The organism is Streptomyces sp. NPDC058650, from assembly GCF_042717315.1.
GTDB lineage: Bacteria > Actinomycetota > Actinomycetes > Streptomycetales > Streptomycetaceae > Streptomyces.
Genome location: NZ_JBHXRL010000010.1, coordinates 146736 through 171736, shown reverse-complemented (window position 1 = coordinate 171736; position 25001 = coordinate 146736). Strand labels below are relative to the sequence as shown.

The 25001-nt window shown below is 74.4% G+C and carries 20 protein-coding genes and 1 tRNA gene; 14 read left to right on the top strand and 7 right to left on the bottom strand.

Features of this window, described 5'->3' with window-relative positions; translation table 11 throughout:
* Positions 1 to 47: 47 nt before the first annotated feature.
* Positions 48 to 1037 (bottom strand): thioredoxin-disulfide reductase, encoded by a 990-nt coding sequence (gene trxB / locus ACFWWU_RS20085; protein WP_384147102.1) that lies wholly within the window; start codon positions 1035 to 1037, stop codon positions 48 to 50.
* 5 nt (positions 1038 to 1042) lie between these two features.
* The gene (locus tag ACFWWU_RS20080; RefSeq protein ID WP_384147100.1) at positions 1043 to 1459 is read right to left on the bottom strand and encodes an arsenate reductase ArsC; all 417 of its coding nucleotides are present in this window, start codon (positions 1457 to 1459) and stop codon (positions 1043 to 1045) included.
* 483 nt (positions 1460 to 1942) lie between these two features.
* Here ACFWWU_RS20080 and ACFWWU_RS20075 point away from each other — a divergent pair, with 483 nt between their 5' ends.
* The 3 genes from ACFWWU_RS20075 to ACFWWU_RS20065 are packed head-to-tail and all read left to right on the top strand — an operon-like array spanning position 1943 to position 4113.
* A complete protein-coding gene (locus ACFWWU_RS20075) occupies positions 1943 to 2251 on the top strand; it encodes an ArsR/SmtB family transcription factor (RefSeq protein ID WP_384147098.1) in 309 nt (102 codons plus the stop codon).
* A gap of 33 nt (positions 2252 to 2284) precedes the next feature.
* The gene (locus ACFWWU_RS20070) at positions 2285 to 3055 is read left to right on the top strand and encodes an aquaporin (RefSeq protein WP_384147096.1); all 771 of its coding nucleotides are present in this window, start codon (positions 2285 to 2287) and stop codon (positions 3053 to 3055) included.
* Entirely contained in the window at positions 3052 to 4113 is a 1062-nt protein-coding gene (locus tag ACFWWU_RS20065; RefSeq protein ID WP_384147094.1) for an ArsO family NAD(P)H-dependent flavin-containing monooxygenase, read from the top strand. Before ACFWWU_RS20070 ends, ACFWWU_RS20065 begins: the two co-directional genes overlap by 4 nt.
* Positions 4114 to 4401: 288 nt before the next feature.
* Here the strand turns inward: ACFWWU_RS20065 and ACFWWU_RS20060 are convergent, their stop codons facing one another.
* Complete coding sequence (locus ACFWWU_RS20060) at positions 4402 to 4767, bottom strand: ArsR/SmtB family transcription factor (protein WP_384147092.1); 366 nt, start codon at positions 4765 to 4767, stop codon at positions 4402 to 4404.
* A gap of 187 nt (positions 4768 to 4954) precedes the next feature.
* Here ACFWWU_RS20060 and ACFWWU_RS20055 point away from each other — a divergent pair, with 187 nt between their 5' ends.
* The 3 genes from ACFWWU_RS20055 to ACFWWU_RS20045 are packed head-to-tail and all read left to right on the top strand — an operon-like array spanning position 4955 to position 8060.
* The gene (locus ACFWWU_RS20055) at positions 4955 to 6328 is read left to right on the top strand and encodes an NAD(P)-binding domain-containing protein (protein ID WP_384147090.1); all 1374 of its coding nucleotides are present in this window, start codon (positions 4955 to 4957) and stop codon (positions 6326 to 6328) included.
* Between the two features lie 36 nt (positions 6329 to 6364).
* A complete protein-coding gene (locus ACFWWU_RS20050; protein WP_384147088.1) occupies positions 6365 to 6835 on the top strand; it encodes an ArsI/CadI family heavy metal resistance metalloenzyme in 471 nt (156 codons plus the stop codon).
* Between the two features lie 7 nt (positions 6836 to 6842).
* Positions 6843 to 8060, top strand: a complete 1218-nt coding sequence (locus ACFWWU_RS20045; RefSeq protein WP_384147086.1) for an MFS transporter — start codon at positions 6843 to 6845, stop codon at positions 8058 to 8060.
* 118 nt (positions 8061 to 8178) lie between these two features.
* Here ACFWWU_RS20045 and ACFWWU_RS20040 read toward each other — a convergent pair.
* Positions 8179 to 8252, bottom strand: a tRNA-Pro gene (locus ACFWWU_RS20040).
* 53 nt (positions 8253 to 8305) lie between these two features.
* A complete protein-coding gene (locus ACFWWU_RS20035) occupies positions 8306 to 11041 on the bottom strand; it encodes an AAA family ATPase (protein WP_384147245.1) in 2736 nt (911 codons plus the stop codon).
* Between the two features lie 213 nt (positions 11042 to 11254).
* Between ACFWWU_RS20035 and ACFWWU_RS20030 the strand changes: the two genes are divergently transcribed.
* Positions 11255 to 11848: a DUF309 domain-containing protein gene (locus ACFWWU_RS20030; RefSeq protein WP_384147084.1), complete on the top strand. Its 594-nt coding sequence runs from the start codon at positions 11255 to 11257 to the stop codon at positions 11846 to 11848.
* Between the two features lie 6 nt (positions 11849 to 11854).
* Here the strand turns inward: ACFWWU_RS20030 and ACFWWU_RS20025 are convergent, their stop codons facing one another.
* Together ACFWWU_RS20025 and ACFWWU_RS20020 are read right to left on the bottom strand one after the other, a co-directional pair.
* The gene (locus ACFWWU_RS20025) at positions 11855 to 12256 is read right to left on the bottom strand and encodes a DUF488 domain-containing protein (RefSeq protein WP_384147082.1); all 402 of its coding nucleotides are present in this window, start codon (positions 12254 to 12256) and stop codon (positions 11855 to 11857) included.
* Between the two features lie 29 nt (positions 12257 to 12285).
* Positions 12286 to 12888 carry a TetR/AcrR family transcriptional regulator gene (locus ACFWWU_RS20020; RefSeq protein ID WP_384147080.1) on the bottom strand — a complete coding sequence of 201 codons (603 nt, stop codon included), beginning with the start codon at positions 12886 to 12888 and terminating at the stop codon, positions 12286 to 12288.
* Between the two features lie 151 nt (positions 12889 to 13039).
* On the opposite strand from ACFWWU_RS20020, the gene ACFWWU_RS20015 reads away from it, so the two are divergent.
* From ACFWWU_RS20015 to ACFWWU_RS19985, 7 genes are all read left to right on the top strand, one after another.
* Positions 13040 to 13987: a phosphatase PAP2 family protein gene (locus ACFWWU_RS20015; RefSeq protein ID WP_384147078.1), complete on the top strand. Its 948-nt coding sequence runs from the start codon at positions 13040 to 13042 to the stop codon at positions 13985 to 13987.
* Positions 13984 to 15063, top strand: a complete 1080-nt coding sequence (locus ACFWWU_RS20010; RefSeq protein ID WP_384147076.1) for a DMT family transporter — start codon at positions 13984 to 13986, stop codon at positions 15061 to 15063. The genes ACFWWU_RS20015 and ACFWWU_RS20010 overlap by 4 nt, the downstream gene beginning before the upstream one ends.
* Positions 15064 to 15131: 68 nt before the next feature.
* The gene (locus ACFWWU_RS20005) at positions 15132 to 16145 is read left to right on the top strand and encodes an SPFH domain-containing protein (protein WP_384147074.1); all 1014 of its coding nucleotides are present in this window, start codon (positions 15132 to 15134) and stop codon (positions 16143 to 16145) included.
* Entirely contained in the window at positions 16142 to 17047 is a 906-nt protein-coding gene (locus tag ACFWWU_RS20000) for a hypothetical protein (RefSeq protein WP_384147072.1), read from the top strand. The genes ACFWWU_RS20005 and ACFWWU_RS20000 overlap by 4 nt, the downstream gene beginning before the upstream one ends.
* A 1279-nt stretch (positions 17048 to 18326) precedes the next feature.
* Complete coding sequence (locus tag ACFWWU_RS19995; RefSeq protein ID WP_384147070.1) at positions 18327 to 19193, top strand: GNAT family N-acetyltransferase; 867 nt, start codon at positions 18327 to 18329, stop codon at positions 19191 to 19193.
* A gap of 586 nt (positions 19194 to 19779) precedes the next feature.
* The gene (locus ACFWWU_RS19990) at positions 19780 to 21480 is read left to right on the top strand and encodes a S8 family serine peptidase (RefSeq protein ID WP_384147244.1); all 1701 of its coding nucleotides are present in this window, start codon (positions 19780 to 19782) and stop codon (positions 21478 to 21480) included.
* Positions 21481 to 21705: 225 nt separating this feature from the next.
* The gene (locus ACFWWU_RS19985) at positions 21706 to 24933 is read left to right on the top strand and encodes an AAA family ATPase (protein WP_384147068.1); all 3228 of its coding nucleotides are present in this window, start codon (positions 21706 to 21708) and stop codon (positions 24931 to 24933) included.
* The last annotated feature ends 68 nt before the right edge of the window (positions 24934 to 25001 follow it).

Below are 25001 nucleotides of genomic sequence, written 5' to 3'. Positions count from 1 at the left end.
GGAGCTTCGTCGTTCTGCGGATCCGTCCGACGCGTGGCCCGGTACCGTCAGATGGGAAGAGGCTCAGACACGGCGGTCTTCACCTTGTCGACGACGGCAGCGAGGTAGCGCTCCGTATCGAGAGCCGCGGCACAGCCGCTGGCGGCGGCGGTGATGGCCTGGCGATAGGTGTGGTCGACGACGTCCCCGGCGGCGAAGACGCCGGGGATGTTGGTGCGGGTGGAAGGGGACTCCACCGTGATGTAGCCGTCGTCGTCGAGGTCGACCTGGCCCGTGAAGAGTTCGGTGCGCGGGTCGTGGCCGATGGCGATGAACAGGCCGGTGACGTCGAGGTCGCGGGTCTTGCCGGTGAAGGTGTCGCGCAGGACGACGCCGGCGAGCATGCCGTTCTCGGACGTGATCTCGGCGATCTCGCTGTCGAACGCGAAGGAGATCTTGTCGTCGGCGAAGGCCCGGTTCTGCATGGCCTTGGAGGCGCGCAGGGTCGAGCGGCGGTGGACGACGGTGACGGAGCGGGCGAAGCGGGTGAGGAAGGTGGCTTCCTCCATGGCGGTGTCGCCCCCGCCGACCACGACGATGTCGCGGTCGCGGAAGAAGAAGCCGTCGCAGGTCGCGCACCACGAGACGCCTCGGCCGGACAGCTCGTCCTCGTTCGGCAGACCGAGCTTGCGGTAGCCGGAGCCGGTCGCGATGATCACGGCCTTGGCCCGGTGGACCGTTCCCTCGCTGTCGGTCACTTCCTTGATGTCACCGGTGAGGTCGACGGAGATGACGTCGTCATCGATCATCTCGGCGCCGAAGCGTTCGGCCTGGGCCCGCATGTTGTCCATGAGGTCGGGGCCGTCGATGCCGGTCGGGAAGCCAGGGAAGTTCTCGACCTCGGTCGTGGTGGTCAGGGAGCCGCCGACGAAGATCGAGCTGCCGAAGAGCAGGGGCCGCAGCTGGGCGCGTGCGGTGTAGAGCGCGGCGGTGTATCCGGCGGGGCCGGAGCCTATGACGATGACCTCACGGACGTCGTCGGACGTGGGCTCGCTCACGGGTGTTACGCCTCCTGCTTCGCGTCGATCTCGGCGATGAGGCCCTCGATGAGGCCCTTGATCTCGTCGCGGATCGGGCGGACGGCCTCGACGCCCTGGCCGGCCGGGTCCTCCAGGGCCCAGTCCAGGTACTTCTTGCCCGGGAAGATCGGGCAGGCGTCGCCGCAGCCCATGGTGATGACGTAGTCCGACGCCTGGACGGCCTCGGTGGTGAGGACCTTCGGCTTCTGGTCGGAGATGTCGACGCCGACCTCGGCCATGGCCTCGACGGCGGCCGGGTTGACCTGGTCGCCCGGAATCGAACCCGCGGAGCGGACCTCGATGCGGTCCCCGGCGAGGTGGTCGAGGAAGCCGGCGGCCATCTGGGAGCGGCCTGCGTTGTGGACGCAGACGAAGAGCACGGAGGCGAGCGGAGCGGTCATCGGTTCTTCCTTAGGCAGGGATGGAACGTGGTGCGGGGACGGGAAGCTTCAGGTGCCGGGCAGGGTGTCCAGCAGGGTGGTGATGCGGGCGTCGACGGCCTCGCGGAGGGAACGCACCACCGCGATCGGGGCGCCGTCGGGGTCCGGGACGGGCCGGTGCCTGGACCACGTGCGGGTCGGCGGAGCGGGAAGGACGGGTGCCGGCGACGGAGCCGCAAGGACGGGTGCCGGCGGAGGCGACGATGACGTCGTCTCCGGCCCGGTGTGCGAGCGGGGCCGCCGCCGGCTGGGAGCGGCCGGCGTTGTGGCTGCACACGAACAGCACCCGCGTCCGGTCGCCGCCAGTCGGGTAGGCGACACCGGCCGCGAGACGTTCGCCGGAAAGGACCGGGTACGAGGACGCGGTCATGGCGAGAACCCCCCGGATTCAAAGAGGTCAGCCCAGGCTGGTATCAGCTCCGGGTGATGTGAGAGTATCAGCACATGATGACGTCAGTCGATACTGATCTGATCCGGGTTCTGGGTGATCCCCTGCGCCTCCAGATCGTGACTCTGCTCGCCCGCGAGACGCTGTGCACCAGCCATCTCGTGGAGGAGACCGGTGCCAAGCAGACCAACCTCTCGAACCATCTGAGAGTGCTGCGCGAGGCCGGGGTCGTCGAGACGGAGCCCTGCGGCCGGTTCACCTACTACCGGCTCAAGCCGGATGTCATCGAGCAGCTCGCGGGTCAGTTCGCCGCCCTGGCCGCAGCCGCGCGCGCCAACGCCGATACCCAGAGAGCCTGCCCGTAGTCTCTCGCCTCACCTGCCGAGGAGTACCCGCCCGTGACCGCCACCGAGCCCGCTGCGAGCGCCGCCATAGCCACCGACCCGTCGCCGCAGCCCGCGCCCGGCGCCACCCCGCCCCGTACCCCGCTCGCCGCCCGAGCCGCCGCCGAGCTCGTCGGCACCGCCGCGCTGGTGGCGATCGTCGTCGGCTCCGGCATCCAGGCCACCGACCTCACCGACGACGTGGCACTGCAGCTCCTCGCCAACTCCACCGCCACCGTCTTCGGCCTCGGCGTCCTGATCGCCCTCCTCGGGCCGGTCTCGGGGGCGCACTTCAACCCGGCCGTCACCCTGGCCGAGTGGTGGACCGCCCGGCGCGGCGGCGCGGGCGTGAACACCCGCGAGCTTGCCGTCTACGTCCCGTCCCAGATCGTCGGCGCGATCGCGGGGGCGATCCTGGCGGACGCGATGTTCGGGGAGCCACTGGTGAAGTGGTCCACGCACGACCGCTCCGCGGGGAACCTCCTGCTCGGCGAGGTCGTCGCGACGGCCGGTCTGATCCTGCTGATCTTCGGCCTCGCCCGTACCGACCGCCTCCGCTTCGCGCCGGTGGCGGTCGCCTCGTACATCGGCGCCGCCTACTGGTTCACCTCGTCCACGTCCTTCGCGAACCCGGCGGTGACGATCGGACGGGCCTTCACCGACACCTTCGCCGGCATCGCCCCCGCCTCAGTCCCCGCGTTCGTCGGCATGCAGATCATCGGCGCGGTCGTGGGTCTCGCCCTGGTCGCGGTCATCTTCCTGCGCGGGAAGACGGACGCCGAGTGACCCAGGTCGTGGACGTGGTGGTGATCGGCGGCGGCCAGGCCGGGCTCGCCGCCGGCTACCACCTGCGCCGCCTCGGCCTGGACTTCGTCATCCTCGACTCCCAGGCCACCCCCGGCGGCGCCTGGCAGCACACCTGGGACTCCCTCCACCTCTTCTCCCCGGCCGCGTACTCCTCCCTGCCCGGCCGGCTGATGCCGCCGCAGCCGGGCGAGACGTACCCGGACGCCGCCCACGTCGTCGCGTACCTCTCCGATTACGAGCAGCGGTACGAGCTCCCCGTCGTGCGGCCGGTCCGCGTCGAAGCGGTCCACCGCGACGGCGAGTTCCTGCGTGTGGAGGCCGCCGCCGGCACCTGGCGGGCTCGCACGGTCGTCAGCGCGACCGGCACCTGGTGGCGCCCCTTCGTCCCCGCCGTCCCGGGGCGTACGGAGTTCCAGGGTGCCCAGCTCCACACGGTCGCGTACCGGCGCCCTGCCGACTTCGCCGGGCAGCGGGTCGTGGTGGTGGGCGGCGGGAACTCCGGCGCCCAGATCGCCGCCGACCTCGCGTACGAAACCGACCTGACCTGGGTCACCCTCCGCGAACCCCGCTACCTCGCCGACGACATCGACGGCCGCGCCCTCTTCGACCACGCCACCGCCCGGCGCCGCGCCCTGGACGAGGGGCGTACGGACGCGGGAGGCGTGGCCTCTCTGGGCGACATCGTCGCCGTCCCGCCCGTACGCGAAGCCCGCGACGCCGGGATCCTCAAGGCCCAGCCGATGTTCGCCCGGCTCACGGCAACGGGCGTCGAGTGGGCCGACGGCACCTGCTCGGACGCCGACGCGATCATCTGGTGCACCGGCTTCCGCCCCGCCCTCGCCCACCTCGCACCGCTCGGCCTGCGCGATCCCCGCGGCCACATCCCCACCCACGGTACCCAGGCCCTCGCCGAACCCCGCCTGCATCTCCTCGGCTACGGCGACTGGACCGGCCCTGCCTCCGCCACCCTCATCGGCGTCGGTCGCCCCGCCCGCGAAGCCGCCCGCCAGATCGCCGGCCTACTCGGCGCCGTCTGAGCCGGCGGGGCGCGTGAGGTTGGTGCGGATGTCGCCGTCCGTGCGCGTATCGGGGCCGATCGCGACCGACCCCGATACGTGGGGTCGGTCGCGGCCGCCCGGCGGGCCGGCTCGCGCCCGGGCCACGTCCGCGACCTGCCCGCTGCGCGGCTTTTCGCCGGTCACGGCACATCCCGGCGGGCAGCGTCCCGCTCCTGGAGAGCGTCCGGCACGCCCTCGTGGGCGGCACATCTCCGACGGTGAACCTGCGCCTGGGTGCGGGTTCACGAGTCCGAGCTCCTGCCAGGGCTACGCCGCGGCGGCGGCGTTGGTGAGGAGCGCGCCCATGGCGGCGAGGACGGCGGGTTCGACGCGGTAGTAGACCCAGGTGCCCCGTCGCTCGGAGGAGAGCAGCCCGGCCTCCTTGAGCTTCTTCAGGTGGTGGGAGACCGTGGGCTGGGAGACGCCGACGTCGGAGATGTCGCAGACGCATGCCTCGCCGCCCTCGTGCGAGGCGACGGACGAGAGCAGACGCAGGCGAACCGGGTCACCCAGCGCCTTGAACATGACCGCGGTTCGCTCGGCCTCCTCGGCCGTCAGCGGTCGCTCGGCGAGCGGCGGGCAGCAGGGCTCGACGGCGGGCTCCAGAAGCGGCAGCGCCTTCACATTCGACATACGTCTATGTTGACACACGTCGAACCAGGCACCCAGAGGCTTCGTGCCGAACTCCCGGCGGGCGAGCTGCCGGGACCCCCGGCCAGGTCCATCAATTCGATGAATGTCTATGTTGACGCTCGTCGATACAGGTGCCATGCTGAGGGCACAAGAGATCGACAGACGTCGAAACACAAGGGGAACCGCCATGAACGTCACCGCCACCGAGCAGCTGCCTGTCGTGGTCGTCGGGGCCGGCCCCGCCGGTCTGGCTGCCGCCGCTCATCTCGTCGACCGCGGCCTGGAGCCGCTGGTCCTGGAGGCGGGTGCGCAGGCGGGCGCGGCGGTGCGCGAGTGGTCGCACGTGCGGCTCTTCTCCACCTGGGGCGAGGTCACCGACCCGGCCGCCGAAAAGCTCCTCGCCCCCACCGGCTGGGTGAAGCCGGACCCGGGCACGTACCCGACGGGCGGCGACTGGGCGGCCCACTACCTCCAGCCGCTCGCCGACGTCCTCGGCGACAAGGTTCGCCTCGGCACCCGGGTCACCGGCGTCTCCCGGTCGGGCCGCGACCGGATCGTCGACGCCGACCGCGAGACCCAGCCCTTCACCGTCCGCGTCACCCACGCCGACGGCCGCGAAGAGCGGATCCTCGCCCACGCCGTCATCGACGCCTCCGGCACCTGGGCCATCCCGAGCCCGGCCGGCGGTGACGGGCTCCCGGCCCTCGGCGAGCGCGCGGCGTCCGACCGGATCTCCTACCGCGTCCCGGACCTCAACGACAGCGCTGTCCGGGCCCGTTACGCGGGCAGGCGCACCGCCGTCATCGGCTCCGGCGCCTCTGCCTTCACGGCGCTCGCCTCCCTCGCCGACCTCGCGAAGTCCGAGGACGGCACCGGCACGCACGCCACCTGGATCCTCCGCCGGGGCATCTCCGGCTCCACGTTCGGCGGTGGCACCGCCGACCAGCTCCCCGCCCGCGGCGCCCTCGGCCTCGCCGCCAAGGCCGCCGTCGACGACGGCCACGCGGACGCCGTCACCGGCTTCCGTACGGACACGATCGAGCGCGCCGGCGAGCAGCTCGTGCTGATGGCCGAGGACGGCCGACGGCTCGACCCGGTCGACGAGGTCATCGTCCTGACCGGCTTCCGCCCCGACCTCTCCTTCCTCGACGAGCTCCGCCTGGGCCTGGACGAGCGCCTCCAGGCCCCCGTCGAGCTGGCTCCCCTGATCGACCCGAACCAGCACTCCTGCGGCACGGTCTACCCGCACGGCGTGAAGGAGCTCTCGCACCCGGAGGAAGGGGTGTACCTGGTCGGCATGAAGTCGTACGGCCGCGCGCCGACGTTCCTCGCGCTCACCGGCTACGAGCAGGTCCGATCCGTCGTCGCGGCGATCGCCGGCGACCGGGAGTCGGCCGAGCGCGTCGAGCTCGTGCTTCCCGAGACCGGGGTGTGCGGCGGCGCCGGCCTCTTCGACCAGCAGACCGCGGACGACCAGTCCGACGGCGGCGGTTGCTGCGCCCCCACCCCGGCCCTCATCCAGCTCGGCGTCGGCTCCCCGGCCGGCTCCGGCGGCTGCTGACCGTCCCGACTGTCCACTCACAGCAGGAGGCCCGTCATGTCTCGTGTACAGCTCGCCCTGCGCGTCCCCGACCTCTCGGCATCCGTCGCCTTCTACACCAAGCTCTTCGGCGCCGAGCCGGCCAAACTCCGCGACGGCTACGCCAACTTCGCCCTCACCGAGCCGCCGCTCAAGCTCGTGCTCATCGAAGGCGCCGACGGCGAGGACACCCGCCTGGACCACCTCGGCGTCGAGGTCGACACCACCGACGCCGTCCAGGCGGCCACTGCCCGGCTGGCCCAGGAAGGTCTCGCCACCACGGAGGAGAACGACACCACCTGCTGCTACGCCCTTCAGGACAAGGTGTGGGTCCACGGCCCCGGCCGCGAGCCGTGGGAGGTGTACGTCGTCAAGGCCGACGCCGACACCCTGGCCAAGCAGCAGGCCGGCACGTGCTGTTCCCGCCAGGCCACCGCCGGCGCCCGGACGAGCGAACCGGCCACAGCCACCGCCGGTAGCTGCTGCTGATCGACGGATGACCCACCTTCACACCCGCGGGGCCGCGACCGGAACAGGGGACCGGTCGCGGCCCCGCGCCGTCCTGCCCGCGCTCTGCGCCACCCAGATCACCGGCTGGGGAATCGTCTACTACGCCTTCCCCGTCCTGAACCCCCAGATCACCGCCGCCACCGGCTGGTCCGCCAGCGCCACCATGGCCGCCTTCTCGCTCGCCCTCGTCATCTCCGGCATCGCCGGAATCCGCGTCGGCCGCACCATCGACCACCACGGCCCCCGGACCATCATGACCACGGGGTCGGCCGTCGGAGCCCTGAGCCTGTCGATCGTGGCCCTCGCTCCCAACCTCCCGGTGTTCTTCGCCGGATGGGCCCTGGCCGGGTTCGCCATGGCCGCCACGTTCTACCAGCCCGCCTTCGCCGCCGTCACCCGCTGGTGGGCGCCCGACCATGTCCGCGCCCTCACCATCGTCACGCTCGCCGGCGGCCTCGCCTCGACGGTCTTCGCACCTCTGACCGCCGTCCTCGCCGCTCACTTGTCCTGGCGCGCCACCTACCTCGTGCTCGCCGCGATCCTCGCCGTCATCACGATTCCGGCCCACGCACTCGCCCTCAGAGCCCCGTGGCCACCGGCCCCACCAGCGCCTGGTCACACAGACGCGACCCCGCGGAACGTGGTGGGCAGCCGCCCCTTCCTGCTGCTCGCCCTGGCGTTCACACTCTCAGCGTTCGCCATGTACGCCGTCGTCGTCACCCTCGTGCCGCTCCTGATCGAACGCGGCTACACCACCAGCCAAGCCGCCTGGGCCCTCGGCCTCGGCGGCGCCGGCCAAACCCTCGGCCGCACCCTCTACGCCACGCTCGCCCGCCGCACCGGCACGACCACCCGGACCGTCGTCCTCATCGCCCTCGGAAGCCTGACCACCGCCGCCCTCGCCCTCACCCCCGGCCCATACGGCCTCGTGACGGCCCTGTCCGTCGCCGCCGGCGTGGTGCGCGGCAACCTCACCCTCCTCCAGGCGACCGCCATCACCGACCGATGGGGGGCCACCCACTACGGCACGCTCTCCGGACTCCTCAGCGCCCCCGCCATGACCGCGTCAGCGCTCGCTCCCTTCGCCGCAGCTCTCCTCGCGCCGACGCTGGGCGGCTACCCGAGTCTGTTCGCCGTGCTGGCGGGCGCCGCAGGAGCCGCGGCGCTCGTCGCCGCCGGCTCGTCGGTCCGCGGCGCGAGGTAGACCCCTCGGTCCCCGAATCGAGCCCCGCCTGTCACAGTCGGCACGGGGTCCCCAAAAACGATCAAAGGGCCGTTTCAGATTGCTCTGAAACGGCCCTTTGATCTGCGACTTCGAAAAGTCGGGACGACAGGATTTGAACCTGCGACCCCTTGACCCCCAGTCAAGTGCGCTACCAAGCTGCGCCACGTCCCGATGCGCGTCTCCCGCGGGGTTTCCCCGCGTCGGCGTGCAGGAGAAACACTACCTCACTCCGGGGGGTGGGCTGACGCACGGGCTGTCACCGCTGCCGCGGCGAGGGCGTCTGCGCCGCAGGTGGCGGCCAGGGTGGCAGCTCGGGCGAGGGCGGCGGGGGAGCCGGTGGCGTGGCCGAGGTCGAGGTGGGCCCGGGCCTCCTCGTAGCGGGACGGGGAGGCGGCGAGGTGGGTGACGGCCCGGGTGAGGAGGTCGCGGGCCTCCGGCGGGTCCGCGAAGAGGGCGGCGCAGCGCAGGGCTTCGCCCAGGGCCGTGGGGGTGCCGAGGCGTTCGGCGTGGGTCAGGGCGTCGGCGGCGATGCGCGCCGCACGGTCCGGGTCCTCGGGCGCGAGGGCCCTGGCGAGGTCGAAGGGCCAGGGGGCCCAGACGACGTGGTGCCGGCCGCGGGTGGTCAGCGCCTCGGCCGCCCCTTGCAGGGTGCGTACGGCCTCCTCGGCGCGGCCTTCGGCGAGCAGCAGCCGGCCGAGGACGCTGGGGCCGTCGGGCAGCACGATCGCGCCCGGCCAGGGCGGGCCGAAGGCGTAGCGGTCGGCGATGCTCCGCGCCTCGGCGGTACGGCCGCGGGCGAGGAGGGTGTCGACGAGGAGGCAGGCGGTGTCCCAGTGGACGGGGAGCCCGGCGCCGACCCGGTCGGCCAGGCGCAGGCCCTCCTCCAGGTGGTGCTGGGCGCGCGGCAGGTCGCCGCGGCGCCGGTGCACCAGGCCGAGGAGGCTGTGGGCGAAGGCGAGGTGGGCGCCGCTCCAACCGGAGATCTCGAAGGCCCGGACGGCCTCGGCGAACAGCGCCTCGGCCCGGTCGGGCCGGTCGGCGAACACGTACGCGATGCCGGTGAGGGCCGGGATCTCGAAGCCCCAGGTGGTGTCCGTCCAGCCGAGGCCGCGGGCGGGCAGGCCGTCGGCGAGGGCACGGTCGCAGAGGCGTACGACCTCGGCGGCGGGTTCGCCGCGGAGCATCGCGTCGAAGCCCCGGACGGCGAGGAGGGCGCGTTCGGAGTTGTCCGCTCCGGTGAGGGTGGCGGTGAGGTCGGCCAGGCGGCGGGAGCGGCCGGGGCCGTCCTCCTCGGTCGCCTGGAAGCCCTCGTACATGAAGTGGGCCGCCTGGAGGCGGCGTCGGCCGGTGCCCGGCGGGGTGCGGGCCGCCTCGGCGGCGACGGCCCGCGCGGCCTCCTGAAGCTGGTTGTTGTGGGCGAGGGCCTGCGCGAGCCGGTAGGTCGCGTCGGTGCGCAGGGCGTCGTCGAGGCCGGGCAGGTCGAGCGCGGAGCGCAGGTGGAGGACGGTGGCGGCGGGTGCCGTGAGCAGGGACGCGCAGCCGAGTTCGTACAGGACCCTGGCGTACGAGTCGGGGCCGGGCGGCTCGGCGAGGGCCCGTTCCAGGCAGCGGCGCGCCGCGTCGGGGGCGCCGACGGCCAGGTGCTCGACGGCGGCGGCCCGTAGTCGGCGCACCACGTCCTCGTCGTCGTCCGGGTGGACTTCGAGGAGGTGGCGGGAGGCGGCCGCAGGTCCGTGGCCCGCTTCGGTGAGCGCCCAGGCCGCGCGCCCGTGCAGGGCGGTTCGGACGGCCGGCGGCACCGAGCCGTACACGGCGGTGCCGATGAGCGGATGCGCGAACTCCAGCGGCGGGCCGGCGAGCGGATTCCGTGGCGGCGGCGCCGTGACGATCCTGGCCCGGCGGAGCCGTTCCGTGTGGTCGGCGAGCTCCCTCGCGTCCATGCCCGTGAGCTGCGCGAGGAGGTCCGGTGTGCTGTCCGCGCCGAGGACGGCGACCGCCCAGGCGAGGCGGGTCGGGCCGCTGCCGAGTGCTTCGAGGCGTGTGACGAGGCCGCCGCCCCGGGCGCCCGCCGCGAGGCTCCGGAGGAAGCCCGCCGTGCCCGCGACGGGTTCGAGCGTCCGGTCCCTGACCTTGGCGAGGAGCTCGACCGTCTCGTACGGGTTGCCGGCGGTCACCGCCCAGAGCTCCCGGCAGAACGCCTCGTCCGTGTGGGCGCCGAGGGTCTCGCGGGCGAGCTCGTCGGTGGCCTCGCGGGTGAGGGCGTGCAGCCCGAGCGTCAGGAGGGCGCGGTCCGCCAGTGCGGCGAGCGGGTGCGTGTCGTCGCCCCCATCGCCCCCTTCGCCCCCTTCACCTCGGTCGCCCCTGTCACCGCCGTCGCCTCGGTCGCCCTCGTCGCTCGGCAGCGGGCGGTGGGCGAGGACCACGAGGACCGGCAGCCGGCTGTCCTGTCGCGTGCGCGTGAAGGCTTCGAGCCAGGTCAGGGTCTCCGTGTCGGCCCAGTGGGCGTCGTCCACGAGCAGCACCGGGGGCCGGTCGCGCAGGCCGTCCGCGAGCCGGTCGAGGAGCCGGACCAGACCGTCCCGTACGCCCTGCGGATCGGCGGGCGCCGCCGACGGCGGGGGCGGCGGGGCGAGACCGAGCGCGGGCGCGACGAGGTCGAAGTGGTCGCCGAAGAGGTGGTGGACGCGGTCGGAGCCGTAGCCGTCCAGAGCGGGCTGGAGGAGCTGGCGGGTGAGGTGGAAGGGGACCGGGGTGAGGGTCTCGCCGCCGCGGGCGGTCAGGACCGTGCACCGGTCCCGGGCCACGCGGTGGATCTCGGCGAGGAGGGTCGTCTTGCCGACGCCCGGGTCGCCCCGGAGGACGAGGACGCCGCCCTGGGCGGGTCCGCCGGCCGCGGCCCCGGCGACGAGCGCGTCGACGGCGTGGAAGGCCGCGGCGAGCTCCGGTCCGCGTTCGAGCAGGACGCCCCGCCTCGGGCGGGCGGCCGTGGCCAGGGTCGTGAACGACCCCACGGGCAGCGGCTGTTCGGGTTCCGACGGCACCGGTGACTCACTCCCCCACAAGAGCTACGGGCACGACGCGGCCCGCCTGGCCCGTGCGACCCACACGGACCCGGGAAACGTCGGACCGACGAGCCTACCGCCCCTGATCGTCCCGGGGGCGACAATGGACGGGTGAACGGGACGACGAGGGATCGCGACGAGGAGGGCCGGGCGCGGAGCGCACGCCCCCGTGACGGGCTCGGCCGCCCCTTGCCCTACGGGGCGGAGGGAGTGCCCCGGCAGCCCGAGGGCGTGGTGCGGACCCCCGCCGAGACCCTGCGCGAGGCGCAGCGGCTGCTTGACGCCGGGATGCCCTTCCACGCGCACGAGGTCTTCGAGGACGCCTGGAAGTCGGGCCCCGAGACGGAACGCGATCTGTGGCAGGGGCTCGCGCAGCTCGCGGTCGGCCTGACGCACGCGGCCCGCGGCAACCGGGAGGGCGGGGCGCGGCTGCTGCGCAGGGGCGCCGACAGGCTTACTTCACTGGGGAGTTCGCACGGCAGCCCGTACGGCGGTTCGCCCGGCGGTCCGCATGGCGGTTCGCACGGCAGTCCGCACGGAGGCCTAGGTGGTCGTCCGTCCGGGGGTCCGTACGAGAGTCCGTACGGGCTCGATGTCGGCGGACTCGTGGCGTGGGCGCGGGAGTTGGCCGACCGTTCCGAAGCGTCCCGTACGGAGGTCGACGCGGCGGCAGAGGCACCGCGGTTGCGCGCCCCCGGCGCGTGAGTCCCGCTACTCCCCTGCCTGCGGGGCGAGTTCGCGTTCCAGCACGGACGTGTGGCTGACCGAGGGGTCCTTGGCGGCGGTGAGCAGCGTGACGGTGTCCCGCGCGGCCAGCTCCCGGAGCCGGTCGAGGGCCGCGGCTGCTTCGGGCGCGGCGAGCTCGGCCTCGTACCGCCGGCAGAACTCCGCGTACTCCCCTTCGGGGCCGTGGTACCAGCGGCGCAGCTCGGTGGAGGGCGTCAGGGCCTTGGGCCACTCGTCGATGCGGGCGTCCGTCGTGGCGAGGCCGCGGGGCCAGAGCCGGTCGACGAGGACGCGTACGCCGTCGTCGGACGACGGGGTCTCGTAGATCCGGCGGACGCGGACGTGGGGGTGGGGGTGGGGGTGGGCGTGGGCGTTGCTCGGCGGCATGTCTCCAGGGTGCCGGACGGGCCGGGTGGTCACCTCTCGGCGCGCAGCGCCGGAAGGAGGACGGCGTCCACGAAGCCGCGCATGGTCGAGGTCTCGGCGAACCGCTCCTCGAAGATCCGCTCGATGCGGAGCATGCCCAGGAAGCAGGGGGCGACGAAGGCGATGGCGGGATTGTCGGCGGCGATCTCGCCCCGCTCGACCGCGCGCGCCACGACGGCGTCGATGGCCGCGATCTCGGGGGCGATGACGGTCTCGCGGAGCGCGGCGCGCAGGTCGGGGTGCTGGATGAAGGCCTGGGCCACGGCCTCCATGAGCTCGGCGTCGCGTTCGCGGTGGGAGGCGGCGATGCGGGCGGCCTCGCGCAGGTCTCCGGCGAGGGAGCCGGTGTCGATGCCGGTGAAGACGGTGCAGCGGCGCTGAGCGAGGGCGGCGGTGACGAGCTGCGGCTTCGTGCCCCACTGACGGTAGAGGGTGGCCTTGCCGCACTTGGTGCGGGCCGCGACGCCCTCCATGGTCACCGAGTCGTAGCCGCCTTCCCTGAGGAGGCAGATCACCGCGTCGTACAGCTCCGTCTCACGCTCCGGCGTGATCTTGCTGCGACGGGCTGCGGCGGTCGCCGCCTGTGTGGACATCGAATCCTCCCGGACACCTCTGCCTCTGCACATACGAGAGTAGGGGGTGCACAATCGAGACGCAAACGTATCGAGACGCTTGCGTCTCGATGAAATCGGATCTAGGCTCACTCCGTTTGCTACCGGTTTGACGGATTAGAGGGGCCGCGCGATGGCTGCCGGGATACGCGGGACACGAGGACGACGTCCTCCAGGACCGGGGACGACGGCTACCCCCGGCCCCGGTGAGCCCGGAGGCCGCGAAGGCGGGGAGCGTCACGCGGGGGGCGAAGGCGGCGAGGGTCACGCGGGCCGCGACGGCCGCGCGGACTCCGGTGGTCACGGCGCCCCCGACGGCCGCGAGGCGGCCGCGCGACCGCCGCTCCTGCGCGAGTTCGTGCTCGTCACCGCGCTCTTCCTCGTCTACAAGCTCGGCCGGCTCGTCGCCAACGGCCACGAGACCCGCGCCTTCCACAACGCCGACCTCGTCTGGGACGCCGAGCGCGTGCTCCACCTCCCCGGCGAGGGAACGATCCAGCAGCTGCTGATGCACGGCGAACCGCTGATCCGGGCCGCCAACACCTACTACGCGACCGTGCACTTCCCCGCCACCCTCGCCTTCCTCGGCTGGCTGTACTGGCGCCGCCCCGCCCACTACCTGTGGTCGCGCCGCGTCCTCGCGCTCCTGACCGGCGCCGCGCTCACCCTGCACCTGCTGATGCCGCTCGCCCCGCCGCGCATGCTCGCCGCCACCGGCCTCGTCGACACGGCGCGGGTCTACGGCCCCTCCGTGTACGGGGCCACCCCCGCGACCGACTCGATGGCGAACCAGTTCGCCGCCATGCCGTCGCTGCACTTCGGCTGGGCCCTGATGGTCGCGATCGGCCTGATCGCCGCCACCCGCTCCCGCTGGCGCGTGCTGTGGCTGCTGCATCCGCTGCTCACCCTGCTCGTCATCGTCGGCACCGCCAACCACTACTGGTTCGACGCCCTGGCCGCCGCCGCACTCCTCGGCCTCGCGCTGCTCGCCTTCCGGGCCCCGGGCCGCCTCAGCACGCCTCCGCCGACCGTGCCCGGTCCGCGCCGCACGGCCGCCCTCCCGGCCGGGGCTCTGCGATGACCCCCGTCGCCGGCACCGTCCTCGCGGTGCTGCTCTCCCTCGTCTCCGCCGCCGGGTACGCGCTCGCCGCCGTCGCGCAGTCACGACTCGCCGCTTCCTCGGCCGCCCCCGACGGGCGCGGGGCGCTCCGCGCGCTCCTCGCCCGCGGGCAGTGGTGGTGGGCGGTCGGCCTGAACGCCGCCGGGGCGCTCGCCCATGTGGCCGCCCTGCACTACGGGCCGCTGACACTGGTTCAGCCGCTGGGCGCCCTGACGCTCGTGGCGGCGCTGCCGCTGGGCGCGTACTGCGCGCGCCGGCGCGTGACCGTGACCGAGTGGCGCGGAGCGCTGCTGACCCTGGGCGGGCTCGTCGGCCTGGTCGCGATGACCGGACCGGCGGAGCCGGGCGAGGCGCTCAGCCTGCGCGAGGCCCTGATCGTCGCCGCGGCGACGGCCCTGCTGATCGCCGCACTGGCCTCGGGCCGCGTGTCGCGGAGGCGCGACGACACAGGCGGGAGGGGCGGCCGCGGGCTGGGGCACGCGACGGCCTCCGGCATCGCCTCCGGCGTCGGCTCCGCCCTGACGCAGACCCTGACGGCGGCGCTCGCGCTCGAACTGCCCGGCAGGGAACCCGTCTGGTGGCAGACCGCGCTGCTCGCGGTCCTCATCTCAGGCTTCGCCGTGGGCGGACTCCTGCTCTCGCAGGCGGCCTACCGGGGCGGGCTCGCGGCGCCGCTGGCCGTCGTCAACCTCTCCAATCCGGCGGCCGCCGCGATCATCGGCGTGGCCCTGCTCGGCGAGACCTTCCGCGCGGGTGCGTGGGGCTGGCCGATCGCGGCCGCGGCGTCGCTGGTCGCGGCGCGGGGCGTGGTGCTCCTGACGAAGGGCGGCACCACGCCGGCCCCCGAGTCGCCCTCGCCCTCCGCCTCCGCCTCCGCCTCCGCCTCCGCCTCCAGCGCTACCTCCACCTCCACCGTCGTGGCGGGGTCCCGGCCGATGCCGCCTGCCCGCGTCACCGACCTCCCCACACCCCTCTCCCTCCCCCTTCCCCGCACCGTTCCGGACATGGAGCCGGCTTCCGCGTCCCTCTCCGGGTGATCACTTTCGTCATGTTGACGAAAACCAAAGGAACCCCCTATCGTCAACATGACGACAAGGGGGTTTCCATGGCTGACATCACCCGGCGGTCCGGCTGGCGCCATCTGCGCTCCGCGCCCACCGCCCACATCCGCCACCAGCGCCGCGGACAGCTCGTCCACGACGGCGAAGGGCTGAGCTTCTGGTTCCGGCCGCGCACCGCCGCGCTCTCCGAAGTGCCCGTGAACGACCGGGAGCTGGCGATGGCCTTCCACGCCCGCACGGCCGACTTCCAGGACGTGAGCGTGCAGTCCACCGTCACGTACCGGATCGGCGACCCGGGCGCGGCGGCCACCCGCCTCGACTTCTCGATCGACCCCGACACCGGCGCCTGGCGCGGTACGCCGCTGGAGCAGATCGCGACCCTCCTCACCGAGACCGCCCAACAGCACGCCCTCGACGTCCTCGCCCGCACCACACTCGCGGCGGCTCTCGTCGACGGAGTGGCGGCCGTGCGCGACCGGATCGCGACGGGCCTCGCGGACGAACCGCGCCTGCCGGACACGGGCATCGAACTGGTCGCGGTGCGCGTGGTCGCGATCCGGCCCGAACCGGAGGTCGAGCGCGCCCTGCGCACCCCCGCCCGTGAGCAGATCCAGCAGGAGGCTGACCGCGCCACGTACGAGCGCCGGGCCGTGGCCGTCGAGCGCGAGCGCACCATCGCCGAGAACGAACTCGCCAGCAAGATCGAGCTGGCCCGCCAGGAGGAGCGGCTCGTCGAGCAGCGCGGCACCAACGCGCGCCGCGAGGCCGAGGAGAGCGCGGCCGCCGACGCGGTACGGGCCGAGGCCGAGGCCGTACGGAAGGTCCGGCTCGCCCGGGCCGAGGCCGAGGCGGCGCGCCTGGTCGGCGAGGCGCGGGCGGGCGCGCAGTCCGCCTGGCTGCGGGCGCACGCGGAGGCGGAGCCGGCGACGCTGCACGCCCTGGCGGTGCACCGGGCCGCGGAGAACCTGCCCCGCATCGAGCACCTCACGCTCTCCCCCGACGTGCTGACCGGACTCCTCGCGAAGCTGGGCGGCGGCGAGGGCGGGGCCCGGTCGTGAGCCTCGCGCCGCGCGCGGTCCTCGTGCACCGGACCACGGAGTACGAGGAACTGCTCGCCCGGCACGGTACGCACGGCCAGGCGGCGTTCTTCCTCTCCGCGCGCGGCCGCTCGGTCGAGGCCGTACGGGAACGGCACGAACGCGCCCACCGGGCGCTCGCCGAAGTGGCGGGCGCGGTCCCGCTGTCGTGGCGGCAGACCCGGGTGGAACGCGCCGACCTGGACCGGTTCCTCTTCGGCCCCGAGGACGTCGTCGTCGTGGTCGGCCAGGACGGTCTGGTCGCCAACGCGGCGAAGTACCTGACCGGGCAGCCGGTCGTCGGGATCGACGCCGACCCCGGCCGCAACGCGGGCGTCCTGGTCCGGCACCGCGCGGCGCACGCGCGGCGGCTGCTCCCGTACGCGGCGGGGGACGGGGCGACGGTCGACGAGCTGACGATGGTGGAGGCGGTCACCGACGACGCGCAGCGGCTCCTCGCGCTGAACGAGATCTACGTCGGCCCGCCCGGCCACCAGACCGCGCGCTACACGCTGGGGCTCGACGGTCCGCGCGTCCCACCGGAGCCCGAGGCGCAGGCCTCGTCGGGCGTCCTCGTCGGCACCGGCACCGGGGCCACGGGCTGGCTCCGCTCCCTGTGGGAGCAGCGCTCCAGCGCGCTCGCCCTGCCCGCGCCGGCGGACGCCCGGCTCGCCTGGTTCGTCCGCGAGGCCTGGCCGTCGCCGACGACCGGCACCAGCCGCGTCGAGGGCCTCCTCGACACGGGCCAAGCCCTGCGCCTCACCGTCGAATCGGACCGCCTGGTGGCCTTCGGCGACGGCGTCGAGTCGGACGCGCTGCACCTGACATGCGGCCAGACGATCCGCCTCACCACCGCGGAAACCCGCCTCCGACTGGTGGGTTGACGGGTGGGCCGCGGGCGGTCGGTACGGGGGGGGCGAAATCGCGTCGGTCCCAGGGCCGGGACCGGGACTGGGACTGGGGCCGGGAGCTGGGGACGGGACCGGGACCTGGAGCCAGGGCCGGAACCTGAGGCCAAGGCCCGGAGCCGGAGCCCGGGGCCGGGGGGCCAGGGGCCAGGGGCCGGGGCCTTTGGCCTGGGCCGGGGGCCCGAGACCGGAGCCGGAGGGGCCCGGAGCCGGAGCCGAAACCCGGGGCCAGGGGTCAGGGGCCCGGGGCCTTTGGCCTGGGCCGGGGGGCCCGTAGCCGGAGCCCAGAGCCCGGGACCGGAGCCGAAGGGGCCCGGAGCCGGAGCCCGGGGCCAAGGGGCAGGGCCAAGGGCGGGGTTCGGGCCGGGGGCCGGAGCCAGGGGCCGGGGACGGAGCCCGGAGACCGGGACCAGGGACGGGACCGGAGCCCGGGACCAGGGACAGGGGCCAGGGACATGACCGGGGGCCGAAGCCGGAGCCCGGGCGGGAGCCGGAGCCGGAGGGGCCCGCAGGCGGAGCCCGGGCCAGGGCTCGGGGCTCGGGGCCGGGGCCGTGTGCGGCTTCCGCACCGTTCCGAGCATCGCTGCGGGTCCGGTGGTCGGCAGCGGGCCAGGACCGGAGCCGGAGCCGGGGCCGGGGCCGTGTGCGGCTTCCGCACCGTTCCGAGCATCGCTGCGGGTCCGATGGTCGGCGGCGGGGCCGGGCGGGAGCCGGAGCCGGAGTGGCCCGGGCTCGGGGCTCGGGGCCGGGGCCGTGTGTGGCTTCCGCGCCGTTCCGGTCATCGCTGCGGGTCCGGTGCTCGGCGGCGGGGCCGGGGCCGTGTGCGGGGCCCGTGTGCGGCTTCCGCGCCGTTCCGAGCATCGCTGCGGGTCCGGTGGTCGGGGGCGAGGCACCCGGCCCGGTGGTCGGCGCCGGAGGCACCCGGCCCGGTGGTCGGCGCCGGGGTATCCGAACCGGCGGCCGGCGCCCGGGGTATCCGAACCGGCGGCCGGCGCCCGGGCACCCGGCCCGGCGGCCGGCGCCGGGGGCGCCCAGACCGGTGGGGTCGGCCTTCGCCGGTCGCCGAACCCGGGAGGGCCCTCACCCCGGCGCGGCCTCCACCACCGAGCCCCGCAGGCACGCGCGGCCGGAATCGATCGGCGTGTGCCGGAGGGGCCGTACGGCGGCACTATGCTCGGCGCGCTCCGCCCCGTCCTCCGATGCCCGACCCCGTCCCCCGACGGTCCCGCCCGGCTCCGGCTGTTGAAGGAACCCCATGGCCCCCGCCTCCTCCGGTTCGCTGTCCGTCGCCCCCGCCACGCCCGAGGACTGGGCGCTCGTGTGTTCCTGGGCCGCCGAGGAGGGGTGGAATCCCGGGCGCTCCGACGTCCCCGCCTTCTTCGCGCAGGATCCGGGCGGCTTCTTCCTCGGCCGCGTCGACGGGGAGCCGGTATCCGCCATCTCGGTGGTCAACTACAGCGACGCGTACGCCTTCCTCGGCTTCTACCTCGTGCGCCCCGGACTCCGGGGGCTCGGCCACGGCCTGGCCACCTGGCGGGCCGCGCTCGCCCACGCCGGTGACCGGTCCGTCGGGCTCGACGGCGTCCCGGCCCAGCAGGACAACTACCGGCGCTCCGGCTTCACCACGGCGTACCGCACGGCGCGCTTCGTCGGCGAGGTCCCGGCGCCCGACCGTCCCGTGGCCGGAGTGGTGCCGGGCGAGCTGCTCGACCCGGCCGCCATCGCCGCGTACGACAGCGCCTGTCACCATGCCGACCGGCCGCGTTTCCTCGCCGGCTGGCTCACCACGCCAGGCCATCGCGTGCTGGTCCGGATCGTCGACGGCCGGCCGGCCGGGTACGGGGTCGTCCGCCCCGCACGGGACGAGGCACGCGTCGGACCACTGTTCGCCGACACCTCGGCGGACGCGGCGGCCCTGCTCGACGCGCTCGCCGCCGAGGCGCGGGACTTCGGCGCGGCGCGGATCGCCGTCGACATGCCCGAGGCGAACCCGGCGGCGGCACGTCTGGCGCTGGAGCGGGGTCTTGAGCCGACGTTCGAGACGGCCCGGATGTACACGGGTCCGGTCCGGCCGGTGGCGCGGGAGCGGGTCTTCGGCGTCACGACGCTCGAACTCGGCTGACGGCCCCCGGATTCGCGCCGCGCGCCACACGCCTCCGTACCACCCCCCACCAGCCGAAACGTCGCCCCGCCGCGCGCCCTGCCCGGCAGATCCCCCGCTGATCCCCCGCAGATCCCCGGATGATCGCCCGCCGATTCCCCGCTGATTTCCCCCACCCCTCCCCCGGACCCCCGCCGCCCGGTGAGGGGTGACAAGGGTTTTCCCCGTATCGGGTTCACTCCCCCGTTCCCTACTGTCCTCCGCACCGGCAGATATCATCCCCCGAGCTGTACCTGACAGGTGCATGCGGAGGGTGCTGTCCGCCGGGGACGGCCTTGACCCGGGCCGTCGCGCCGGTGGCGGCGCACGGGCTCCCCAAGCCCAGGGACCGACGGACAGCGACCCCACTTCGCCCCGTGAGTCCCGCGCCGCCGCCACTGCTCCGCAGTTACGTCGTACTCGAAAGGGCCACACCTTGAACGGTTCCAGGCGGAGAGTCATATCCGTGGTCGCGAGCGCCGCGATCCTCGGCGCCGCTGCCACCACCGGGGCGTTCGCCGCCGCCCCGGGCGCTGCCACCCCGAAGCCGGCTCCGGCTTCGCAGACGATGCGGGCGCTGCCGAGCGCCCCGGTCGAGAAGGTCATCGTCACCTACAAGAACCAGGCCGCCGAGGCCGGTTCCAACACCGCCGCGAAGAGCGACACGGCCGAGAAGGCCGCGAAGACGGGCGAGAAGCTCTCCTTCGAGCGCCGCCTCGCCGGCGGTGGCGCCCTGGTCGACCTGGGCGACAGCGCCACCAAGCAGGACCTCACGGAGGTCATGGACGCGTTCCGCGCCGACCCCTCCGTCGCCTCGGTCGAGCCCGACATCCGCGCCTACGCGATGGCGGCCGCGCCCAACGACACCGACTACGCCAAGCAGTGGGACCTCTTCGAGCCCACCGGCGGCATGAACGTTCCTGCGGCCTGGGACAAGACGACCGGCTCCGGCGTCACCGTCGCCGTCATCGACACCGGCCAGGCCGCCCACTCGGACCTGGCGACCAACGTCGTCTCCGGTTACGACTTCATCTCCGCGTCCGCCGACGCCCGCGACGGCAACGGCCGTGACGCGGACCCGAAGGACGAGGGCGACTGGAACGCCACCGACGGCGAGTGCGGCACCGGCTCCCGAGCCTCCAACTCCTCCTGGCACGGCACCCACGTGGCCGGCACCATCGGCGCCGTCACGAACAACACCAAGGGCATCGCGGGCATCGCGTACAACGCGAAGATCCAGCCCGTGCGGGTGCTCGGCAAGTGCGGCGGCTCGTCCTCCGACATCGCCGACGCCATCACCTGGGCGTCCGGCGGCAGCGTGCCGGGCGTCCCGGCCAACGCGAACCCGGCGAAGGTCATCAACCTCAGCCTGGGCGGCGCCAGCGCCTCCTGCCCGAGCGTCTACCAGACCGCCATCAACGGCGCCGTCTCGCGCGGTACGACCGTCGTCGTCGCCGCGGGCAACAGCAACGCCAACGCCTCCGGCTTCACTCCCGCGAACTGCGCCAACGTCATCAACGTGGCGTCGACCAGCCGCGAGGGCAACCGGTCGTACTACTCCAACTTCGGCACGATCGTCGACGTGGCCGCGCCCGGTGGCGAGACCCGCCGCTCCACCGACACGCCCGGCACCGTCACGACCCCCGAGAACGGCATCTACTCCACGCTGAACTCGGGCACGACGACCCAGTCGGCCGAGAACTACAAGCCCTACCAGGGCACCTCGATGGCCGCGCCGCACATCGCCGGCCTCGCCGCTCTGCTCAAGTCGGCCAAGAGCACCCTCACCCCGGCCGAGATCGAGTCCGCGATCAAGACCAACGCCCGCCCGCTGCCCGGCACCTGCACCGGCGGCTGCGGCACCGGCATCGCCGACTCCGCGAAGACCGTGGACGCCGTCACCGGCACCACCACTCCGCCGACCGGCACCGTCTTCACCAACGCGACGAACGTGACGATCTCCGACAACGCCACCGTGTCGTCCTCGATCGCCGTCACCGGCCGCACCGGCAACGCCCCCGCCGCCCTCAAGGTCGGCGTGGACATCAAGCACACCTGGCGCGGGGACCTGGCCATCGACCTGGTCGCCCCCGACGGCACCGTGCGCAACCTGAAGGCGTCCTCCTCCTCGGACAGCGCCGACAACGTCCTCGCGACGTACACGGTCGACGCGTCGAGCGAGGTCGCGAACGGCACCTGGAAGCTCCAGGTCCGCGATGTGGCCTCGGGTGACACCGGCTACATCGACTCGTGGAACCTCACCTTCTGATCCACCGCTGAATCCCTTCTGAACCACCCCCCACATCAGCATCATTGCTGGTCAGCGACGCGCTCGTGGTCTATACCACGGGCGCGTTCTGGCGCGCCGGGACGGAACCTGCCGGGGACGTCCCGTCCGTATGCCGGACAAGGGGCCTGGACTCCACGTGTGGGCTCCGTATTCTCTGCCCACGGGGCTCATGGGCCAGGGCCCGAGCGCCGGAGGTGGTGGACAGTGACGACAGCACCGCACCGCCCCCTGCGCCCCGCCGGCCCGGGCGGACCGCCGGCACCCGTCGGCCGGGAGGAACTCCTCGCCCGACTGGAGCGCGTCCTGCACGCGCGGGGCCGCGCGCTGCTCACCGGCCCCGCCGGCGTCGGCAAGACCGAGCTCGCGCTCGCCGAGGCCGCCCGCGCCGAGGCGCGCGGCGAGACCGTCCTGTGGCTCGCCACCCTGCCGTCCGACCGCGAGATACCCGGCGCCGCGGCGGCCGCGCTCGTCGCCTCCGTGGCGGCGACGGTGAACTGGCCGGGCCTCGGCACACCCGTACCCGCCCCGTCCGCCGCGGACCCGCACCCCGCCTGGCCGTCATCCACCGCCCGGTCGGCGCCCCACGCCCAGCCGTCATCCACCGCCGGAACCGCGCCCACCGCCGGAGCCGCGCCCACAGCCGGAGCCACGCCCACCACCGGACTCGCCTCCATCCCCGGACCCGCGTCCCCCACACGGCGACCGTCCCCCGCAGGGGCCCCGAATCCCGCAGGGCCTTCGTCCCCCGCAGGCCCTTCGTCCCCCGCGGGACCCTCGATTCCCGCAGGGCCGTCGCCCGCCGGGCGGTTCGGGCCCGCCGGACAGTTCGCGCCCGGCGTGCTCGCCTCCGGGGTCTTCGACGAACTGCCCGGCCCCCAGCGCACCGCCGTCGCCATGCTCTGCCGCGAGGCCCCGATCGACGCGGGCGGCTGGGATCCGATCGCCCTGCGCCTCGGCATCGCCCGGATCCTGCGCGCCCTCGCCTGCCGCGGCCCCGTCCTGCTCGTCGTCGACGGCGTGCAGCACATCGACGCGGACAGCGCGGACCTGCTGCGCTTCGCGCTCCATCTGGCGCCGCCCGCGCTGCGGGTGGTCGCCATCGAGACACCGGAACCGTACGGCGAGGCCCACGAACCGTACGGCGAGAGCCATCGGGCGGCCTTCCGCCCCGAGGACCCGCACGCCACGCACCTCTGGGTGCCGTCGGAGGCGGACGTCCTCCTGGTCCCCCCGCTGCACGCCGACGAGATCGCCGAACTCCTCATCCACCACCGTCTGCCCTCCCGGATGGCCGGCCGCATCCACCGGGCCAGCGGCGGCAATCCGCGGCTCGCGCTCGCCGTCGGCCGTTCGCTCGCCGACGCCCGCACCCCGGTCCACCACGCGGAGGCGCTGACGCTCTCCGGGCGCGCCCGCGACCTGGCCCGCCAGCTCCTGGGTGCCGCGCCCCTCCCCGTACGCGAGACGCTGCTGCTCGCGGCGCTGGCGCTGCGCCCCTCGGCGACCCTGGTGCGCCGGGCCGGGCGGCCCACCGCGGAGGCGGACCTGGCGGCCGCGGAGCGGGCCGATCTGGTGTCGCTCGCCGAGGACGGCTCGGTGACGTTCACCGCCGGGCTGCTGCCCTCGACCCTGGTGCACGACGCCTGCTGGGCGGAGCGGAGCGCCGGGCACGCGGCCCTCGCCGAGGTCGTCGACGACCCGGTGGAGGCGGTACGCCACCGGGCGCTCGCGACCGAAGGACCCGACGAGGAGCTCGCCGCCGAGGTCGCCGCCGCCGCCGATCTGGCCCGGGGGCGCGGGAACAGCGCGCTCGCCGCCGAACTGGCGCTGCTCGCTGCCGAGTCGACGCCGGGCCGGGACGGCACGCGGCGGATCGCGCGGCTCGTCGACGCCGCCGAGGAGGCCGCGCGAGCGGCCCGCGCCGACCTCGCGATCCGGGCCGCCACCGACCTCCTCGCCCGGGACGCGGCGCCGGCCGACCGGGTCAGGGCCCGCCTCGCCGTGCTCGACACGGCCGGCCAGGGACTGACCGGACTCGACGAGATGTACGTGCACGCCATGGAGGACTCGGAGGGGGACACGGCGCTGCGGGCCGCCGTCATGCTCCGGCTCGCCGTCAAGTACGTGCTCGCGGACGGCGATCCGCAGCGCTCACGGACCGCCGCCGCCGAATCTGCCGCCCTGGCCGCCTCGACGGGCGATCCGCGCACGGCGGCGCAGGCGCTGACCGTGCAGGCGCGGATGGAGCGGGCTCTCGGTTCACCGGACGCGGAGGCGGTGCTCGCCCAGGCCCGTGCCCTGGAGCTCGCCGAGCGTCCGCTCGGAATCCGTAACGCGGCACAGATCCTGACCATTCGTCACGCTCTCTTCGACGGTCGGCTGGCGGACGCCCGTGACGAACTGGGCGCCCTCCTCCCGCTGGTGCAGCGACGCGGCTCGGTGGAGGACGCCATCGAACTCCTCAGCACCCTCGCCGAGATCGAGTCCCGGATCGGTCCGTGCGCGGCGGCCATCGCCCACGCCGGGCAGTCGCTCGCCCTCACCCTGGAGGCGGGCCTCTCCCCCGGTCCCGCCTGGTACGCGCTGGCGCTCGCGGAGACCGCGGGCGGCAGCTTCGCGCGGGCCGCGAGCTACGCCCGCCGCAGTGTCCAGGCCTCGGAGGAGGAGGGTGACCGGGTCTTCCTCTCCCGCAGCCGGTACGCGCTCGGCCGCGTCCAGCTGGTCAACGGTGACGTGGCCGCCGCCCTGGAGACGCTGCGGCGCGTCCAGGCCGACGAACGGGCCCAGTCGACCGTGGATCCGTCGATGCTGCGCTGGCACGAGGAGCTGGCCGAGGCCCTGCTCGCCAACGACGCCGGTGACGAGGCCCTCGCGCTCCTCGCGGAGGTACGGCCGGTGGCGGAGCGGCTCGGCCGCGCCCCCGTCCTCCTCGGCTGCGACCGGGTGCACGCGCTGTGTCTCGCGGCGGAGGGGCGGACGGACGCGGCGGCCGAGCTGCTCACGGGGACGGCCGAGCGCTTCGGTCGCGCCGGGCTGCCGCTGGAGCGGGGCCGGGCACTGATCGCGCTGGCCCGGGTGGAGCGCCGCAGGCGGCGCAGGTCGGCGGCGCAGAGCGCCTTGCACGAGGCCGCCTCGGTGTTCGAGCGGGCAGGAGCGGCGCCGTGGCTGGCCCTGGCGGGCGAGACCCCGGCGGGCGCGGTGGGCGAGAGCTCCGGCGGCGGCTCGGGCGGCGAGGAGACGCTGCCCGCGCTGTCCGCGCTCACGGAGGCGGAGCTGCGGCTCGCCCGGCTGGTGGGCCAGGGGGCCAGCAACCAGGAGGCGGCGGCGAAGCTGTACCTGAGCGTGAAGACGGTCGAGGCGCGGCTGACCCGCATCTACCAGAAGCTCGACGTCCGCTCGCGCGCCCAGCTGGCGACGGCCCTCAGACCGTGAAGCCGAGGCCGTGAAGCCCGGACCGTGACGGGACGGCCGTGACGGTTCAGACCGCGACGTGACGGCCG

Excerpts from the sequence above, each read along its gene's own strand:
- ACFWWU_RS19995 (WP_384147070.1), top strand. The coding sequence starts at position 18,327 with ATGGCCCCCGCCTCCTCCGGTTCGCTGTCCGTCGCCCCCGCCACGCCC.
- ACFWWU_RS20025 (WP_384147082.1), bottom strand. The coding sequence starts at position 12,256 with ATGCCGCCGAGCAACGCCCACGCCCACCCCCACCCCCACCCCCACGTC.
- ACFWWU_RS20005 (WP_384147074.1), top strand. The coding sequence starts at position 15,132 with ATGGCTGACATCACCCGGCGGTCCGGCTGGCGCCATCTGCGCTCCGCG.
- ACFWWU_RS20080 (WP_384147100.1), bottom strand. The coding sequence starts at position 1,459 with ATGACCGCTCCGCTCGCCTCCGTGCTCTTCGTCTGCGTCCACAACGCA.
- ACFWWU_RS20060 (WP_384147092.1), bottom strand. The coding sequence starts at position 4,767 with ATGTCGAATGTGAAGGCGCTGCCGCTTCTGGAGCCCGCCGTCGAGCCC.
- ACFWWU_RS20075 (WP_384147098.1), top strand. The coding sequence starts at position 1,943 with ATGATGACGTCAGTCGATACTGATCTGATCCGGGTTCTGGGTGATCCC.
- ACFWWU_RS20020 (WP_384147080.1), bottom strand. The coding sequence starts at position 12,888 with ATGTCCACACAGGCGGCGACCGCCGCAGCCCGTCGCAGCAAGATCACG.
- ACFWWU_RS20015 (WP_384147078.1), top strand. The coding sequence starts at position 13,040 with ATGGCTGCCGGGATACGCGGGACACGAGGACGACGTCCTCCAGGACCG.
- ACFWWU_RS20010 (WP_384147076.1), top strand. The coding sequence starts at position 13,984 with ATGACCCCCGTCGCCGGCACCGTCCTCGCGGTGCTGCTCTCCCTCGTC.
- ACFWWU_RS20055 (WP_384147090.1), top strand. The coding sequence starts at position 4,955 with ATGAACGTCACCGCCACCGAGCAGCTGCCTGTCGTGGTCGTCGGGGCC.
- ACFWWU_RS19990 (WP_384147244.1), top strand. The coding sequence starts at position 19,780 with ATGCGGGCGCTGCCGAGCGCCCCGGTCGAGAAGGTCATCGTCACCTAC.
- ACFWWU_RS20050 (WP_384147088.1), top strand. The coding sequence starts at position 6,365 with ATGTCTCGTGTACAGCTCGCCCTGCGCGTCCCCGACCTCTCGGCATCC.
- ACFWWU_RS20045 (WP_384147086.1), top strand. The coding sequence starts at position 6,843 with ATGACCCACCTTCACACCCGCGGGGCCGCGACCGGAACAGGGGACCGG.